A 5427-nucleotide genomic window follows, 5' to 3' on the forward strand; every position below is an offset into this window, starting at 1 on the left:
CGTGCTGTCGTTCGCCGCCGCGCACCTGTGGGGGCGGCTGCGGCTGAGGGCGTGGCTGGGCTGAGCCGGCCGGTGCCCGGGGACGAACCGTGTCGTACCCGGAACGTAGACTGGGCGCGTGAGTGACCTCCCCCCGGACGACAGCAGTGAGCGCCCCGACCCGCTGGACGCCTTCGAAGAGATCATCGCGGAGGAGACCGACCGCGATCCCGATCTCGCCGTGATCGAGGCCGGCAGCCGCACCCTGCGCACCCAGGGCGGCCCGCCCAGCGCCGACGTGCCCGCCCGGCCCGAGGACCCGGAGGTCGACAGGGCGCTCCGCGAGGTGGAGCAGGAGCTCGCCACCCGCTGGGGCGAGACCAAGCTGGAGCCCTCCGTCAGCCGCATCGCCGCGCTGATGGACGTCCTCGGCGACCCGCAGCGCGCCTACCCGTCGATCCACATCACGGGCACCAACGGCAAGACCTCCACCGCCCGCATGATCGAGGCCCTGCTCGGCGCCTTCGACCTGCGCACGGGCCGCTACACCAGCCCGCACGTGCAGTCCGTCACCGAGCGGATCAGCCTGGACGGCCACCCGGTCGGCGCAGAGCGGTTCATCGAGACCTACCGGGACGTCCAGCCGTACGTCGACATGGTCGACGCCCAGCAGGAGTACCGGCTCTCCTTCTTCGAGGTCCTCACCGGCATGGCGTACGCGGCGTTCGCCGACGCGCCGGTCGACGTGGCCGTGGTCGAGGTCGGCATGGGCGGCACCTGGGACGCCACCAACGTCATCGACGCCGACGTCGCCGTGATCACCCCCATCGACCTGGACCACACCGACCGTCTCGGCTCCACGACGGGCGAGATCGCCACCGAGAAGGCGGGGATCATCAAGGACGACGCCACCGTGGTCCTCGCCCAGCAGCCGGTGGACGCGGCGCAGGTCGTGCTCAAGACGTCCGTGAAGAGGAACGCCACGGTGGCCCGCGAGGGCCTGGAGTTCGGCGTGCTCTCCCGGCAGGTCGCGGTCGGCGGCCAGATGCTGACCCTGCGCGGACTCGGCGGCGAGTACGAGGAGGTCTACCTCCCGCTGCACGGCGCCCACCAGGCGCACAACGCGGCGGTCGCGCTGGCGGCCGTCGAGGCGTTCTTCGGCGTCGGCGGGGCGCGCTCCGGCCCGCTGGACGTCGAGACGGTGCGCCGGGCCTTCGCCTCGGTCTCCTCGCCGGGCCGCATGGAGGTCGTGCGGAGTTCGCCCACCGTGGTCCTGGACGCCGCCCACAACCCGGCCGGCGCGCGGGTCACCGCCGAGGCGATCAGGGAGGCGTTCGACTTCAGCCGCCTGATCGGCGTGGTCGGCGCGAGCGGCGACAAGAACGTGCGCGGACTGCTCGAGGCGTTCGAGCCGATCTTCGCGGAGGTCGTGGTCACCCAGAACTCCAGCCACCGGGCGATGAGCGCGGACGAGCTGGCCGCGATCGCCGTCGAGGTGTTCGGCGAGGAGCGGGTCCAGGTCGAGCCGCGGCTGCCGGACGCGCTGGAGGCGGCGATCACGCTCGCCGAGGAAGAGGGCGAGTTCGCCGGCGGCGGCGTGCTGGTCACCGGTTCTGTCATCACGGTCGGCGAGGCCCGGCTGCTCCTCGGGAAGGGCTGACGATCTCCGTGCGTACCCTCTGCGCTTCGACGCTCATCGGCGAGTTCTTCGTCATCGGCTTCGCCGGGCTGGTCGCCATGAAGGACCCGGACCTGGCCATGTCCACGGTGTGGACGGTGTGCGGGATCGGCATGCTGGTGTCGGTGCTGCTCTGCGGCGTGATCACTCGGCCGGGCGGGGTGGCCCTGGGCTGGGTCCTCCAGGTCGCGCTGGTCGCCTCGGGCTTCGTGGTCCCGATGATGTTCGGGCTCGGCCTGATCTTCGCGGTGCTGTGGTGGGCCTCCGTCCACTACGGCCGCGTGATCGACGCCGCCAAGGCCGCCCGAGCCTCGGCTCCGGCCGCCTGATCCGGTCGGCCGGTGCAACCGACCGCCCTGACGATCGTTGCTCCTCATGACGCCCCGGGCCTCTCCGCACCGGCGGAGAGGCCCTGGCTTTCCCTTCCGCTCACCGTACTGCGGATCGTGCTCCCCGCTTCGCGGGGCTCCTCGGGCGGTCCGGGCGTCACCTCTCCCGAACGACCCGGTACCCTCAGGCCATCTGCCCCTTTGGCCTGCAAGGAGCCGCATACCATGACCCAGCGCACGCTCGTCCTGCTGAAGCCGGACGCTGTCCGCCGCTCGTTGGTCGGTGAGATCATCGGCCGAATCGAGCGGAAGGCGGACTGGAGGATCACTGCGCTGGAGCTGCGGACCCTCGACCGAAGCACGCTTGAGCACCACTATCAGGAACACGTCGGGCGCCCCTTCTACGAGCCCCTCATCGAGTTCATGGCCTCCGGCCCCGTCGTCTCGCTGATCGTCGAGGGCGAGCGCGTGATCGAGGGCGTCCGCCGCCTGGCCGGCCCCACCGACCCGATCGAGGCCCAGCCCGGTTCCATCCGCGGCGACTTCGGTGTCATCACCCGCGAGAACCTCATCCACGCCTCGGATTCCGAGGAGTCCGCCGAGCGCGAGATCAAGATCTTCTTCCCCGGCCGCGGCTGAGAACACCCCTCCCGCCGCGTTCCGGGACGGCGGACCCTCTTGGGGGAACCTTTCCCTCCGATGGCACGTCACCACAGGCGTACAGCGCCGCCATCTGCTGAGAATGGCGGAGACCCTCGCGCAGTGTCCGGGCGGGCGAGACTACGATGTAGCCCTTGCAAGCCTTCACGTCACAGCACCCACCCTTGCCGTCCCCACCGCAAGCGGCTCCACGCTCAACGTGGGACGGCCAGACGAATCCTGATGGGGAACTCAATGTCGTTCATCGGCCGTGACATGGCTGTCGACCTCGGGACCGCCAACACGCTGGTGTACGTGAGGGGTCGCGGGATCGTACTCAACGAGCCGTCGGTCGTCGCGATCAACACCAACACCGGCGGCATCCTCGCGGTCGGGGCCGAGGCGAAGAAGATGATCGGCCGCACGCCCGGCAACATCGTGGCGGTGCGTCCGCTGAAGGACGGTGTGATCGCCGACTTCGAGATCACCGAGCGGATGCTGCGCTACTTCATCCTGAAGATCCACAAGCGCCGCTACCTCGCCCGGCCGCGGGTCGTGGTGTGCGTGCCGTCCGGGATCACCGGAGTGGAGCGCCGCGCCGTCATCGAGGCGTCGACCCAGGCCGGCGCACGCCAGGTGCACATCATCGAGGAACCCATGGCGGCCGCCATCGGCTCCGGCCTGCCGGTCCACGAGGCCACCGGCAACATGGTGGTGGACATCGGCGGCGGCACCACGGAGGTCGCGGTGATCTCCCTCGGCGGCATCGTGACCGCACAGTCGATCCGGGTCGCCGGCGACGAGCTGGACAACGCGATCATCCAGCACGTCAAGAAGGAGTACTCGCTGCTCCTCGGCGAGCGGACGGCCGAGCAGATCAAGATCTCGATCGGCTCCGCGTACGACCTGGACAAGGACGAACACACCGAGATCCGCGGCCGCGACCTGGTCTCCGGCCTGCCGAAGACCGTGGTCATCTCCGCCGCGGAGGTCCGCAAGGCGATCGAGGAACCGGTCAACGCGATCGTCGACGCCGTGAAGACCACGCTGGACAAGTGCCCGCCCGAGCTGTCGGGCGACGTGATGGACCGTGGGATCGTCCTCACCGGCGGCGGCGCCCTGCTCCGCGGCCTGGACGAGCGGCTCCGCCGGGAGACCGGCATGCCGATCCACATCGCCGAGGACCCGCTGGACAGCGTGGCGCTCGGCTCCGGCAAGTGCGTCGAGGAGTTCGAGGCGCTCCAGCAGGTGCTGGACGCCCAGCCGCGTCGCTGACCGGGTACCGCCGGTCGAGTGATGAGCCGTCACCCGTCCGCCGTACGGGGCGCACCGGTACGGCGGATCTCCGGCCGGACCCGGAACCCCGGTGTCCGGCCCGGGCGTTTCTCCCGCGGATCCGCCCGTCCGCACATCGCCGCCCGTCGGCACAGCAAGTCCGTAAGACCATTCCGACAAGGAAGGCACGGCCGCCGCACGTGAGGGACACACGAGAGAGCCGGCTGCTCCTGGTGCTGCTGGTCGCGATCGCGTTCGCGCTGATCACGGTGGACATCAGGGGTGGGAAGGACTCACCCGTCGACGGTGCCCGGCATGCCGCGGCCGCCGTCTTCGGCCCGATCGAGAACGGCGTCGCCTCCGCGGTCGATCCGATCGGCAACGCCGTCGCGGCCGTCCGCGACTCCGGCGAGCGCCACGACCGGCTCACCGAACTGGAGCAGGAGAACGCCGCCCTCAAGGCGGAACTCGGCAGCGACTCCCGCGACCGCAGCAGACTCCGCCAGTTCGAGAAGATGCTGGCCACGGCCGGCGCCGGCCAGTACAAGATCAAGGGCGCCCAGGTGGTCGGCATCGGCGCCGCCCAGGGCTTCTCCTGGACGGTCACCCTGGACGTCGGCGCCAACGACGGCATCAGCCGCGACATGACGGTGCTCAACGGCGACGGCCTGGTCGGCCGGGTCACCACCGTGGGCCCCGAGACGGCGACGGTGCTGCTGGCCAGCGACCCCGACTTCACCGTCGGCACCCGGATGGAGGACAGCGACGAGCTCGGCTTCGCCTCCGGCCAGGGCGACCGGCCGCTGCGCGTACAACTGCTCAACGGCAAGGCGAAGGTGGAGAAGGGCGACCGCATGGTCACCTTCGGCTCCCAGGGGGACAAGCCGTTCGTGCCGGGCGTCCCGGTCGGCGTCGTCCAGCGGGTCGACCCGGCGGGCGGCGACCTCACGCGTACGGTCTACGTCAAGCCGTTCGTCAGCTTCACCCAGCTGGACATCGTCGGCATCGTCGTCCAGGGTCCCGGCAAGGACCCGCGGGACAGCGTGCTGCCGCCCAAGCCGAAGCCGACGCCCGTCCCCACGGTGACGGTCACCGTCACGCCCGGCGCGCAGGACCCGCAGGCCGGGGACGGCCAGGCGGGCCAGGACGGACAGGCCGGACAGGACGGCCAGGCGGCGGCGCAGGACGGTGAGGCGGCGGCGCAGGACGGCGCCCAGCAGGGCGGACAACAGCCGCAGCAGGAACAGGACGAGCAGTAAGGAACTGGGGGGACCCACCCATGAAACTCAACCGGATCCTGCTCTCGGGCACGCTGGTGGTCGTCGCCCTGGTGATCCAGGTGAGCGTCCTGGCCAGGCTTCAGCTGCCGGGGGCCGTCCCCGACCTGCTGCTGCTCACGGTGCTCGGCCTCGCCCTGGTCTACGGGCACACCGGCGGCGCCCTGGTCGGCTTCACGGCCGGCCTGCTCGCGGACCTCGCCCCGCCCGCCGACCACGCCGCCGGGCGGTACGCGCTGGTGCTCTGCGT

At 71.0% G+C, this 5427-nt stretch carries 6 protein-coding genes; all 6 read left to right on the forward strand.

What is annotated here, in order from left to right:
* Positions 1-118 precede the first annotated feature (118 nt).
* Entirely contained in the window at positions 119-1639 is a 1521-nt protein-coding gene (locus HW445_RS17380) for a folylpolyglutamate synthase/dihydrofolate synthase family protein (RefSeq protein ID WP_180221924.1), read from the forward strand.
* A gap of 8 nt (positions 1640-1647) precedes the next feature.
* Positions 1648-1986, forward strand: a complete 339-nt coding sequence (locus HW445_RS17385; protein WP_180221925.1) for a DUF4233 domain-containing protein — start codon at positions 1648-1650, stop codon at positions 1984-1986.
* Between the two features lie 225 nt (positions 1987-2211).
* On the forward strand, positions 2212-2625 hold the full coding sequence (gene ndk / locus HW445_RS17390; RefSeq protein WP_151773214.1) for a nucleoside-diphosphate kinase: 414 nt from the start codon (positions 2212-2214) through the stop codon (positions 2623-2625).
* 255 nt (positions 2626-2880) lie between these two features.
* The gene (locus tag HW445_RS17395) at positions 2881-3900 is read left to right on the forward strand and encodes a rod shape-determining protein (RefSeq protein WP_108955326.1); all 1020 of its coding nucleotides are present in this window, start codon (positions 2881-2883) and stop codon (positions 3898-3900) included.
* A 200-nt stretch (positions 3901-4100) separates the two neighbouring features.
* Positions 4101-5159 (forward strand): rod shape-determining protein MreC, encoded by a 1059-nt coding sequence (gene mreC, locus HW445_RS17400; protein ID WP_180221926.1) that lies wholly within the window; start codon positions 4101-4103, stop codon positions 5157-5159.
* Between the two features lie 20 nt (positions 5160-5179).
* The coding region (mreD, locus tag HW445_RS17405; protein WP_180221927.1) for a rod shape-determining protein MreD at positions 5180-5427 on the forward strand (248 nt) is incomplete at its 3' end.

Origin of the sequence: Streptomyces sp. UH6, assembly GCF_013421635.1 — a bacterium.
In the GTDB taxonomy this organism is placed as follows: domain Bacteria; phylum Actinomycetota; class Actinomycetes; order Streptomycetales; family Streptomycetaceae; genus Streptomyces; species Streptomyces abyssomicinicus.

Coding starts and splice junctions, on each gene's coding strand:
- HW445_RS17395 (WP_108955326.1), top strand. CDS start 2,881: ATGTCGTTCATCGGCCGTGACATGGCTGTCGACCTCGGGACCGCCAAC.
- ndk (WP_151773214.1), top strand. CDS start 2,212: ATGACCCAGCGCACGCTCGTCCTGCTGAAGCCGGACGCTGTCCGCCGC.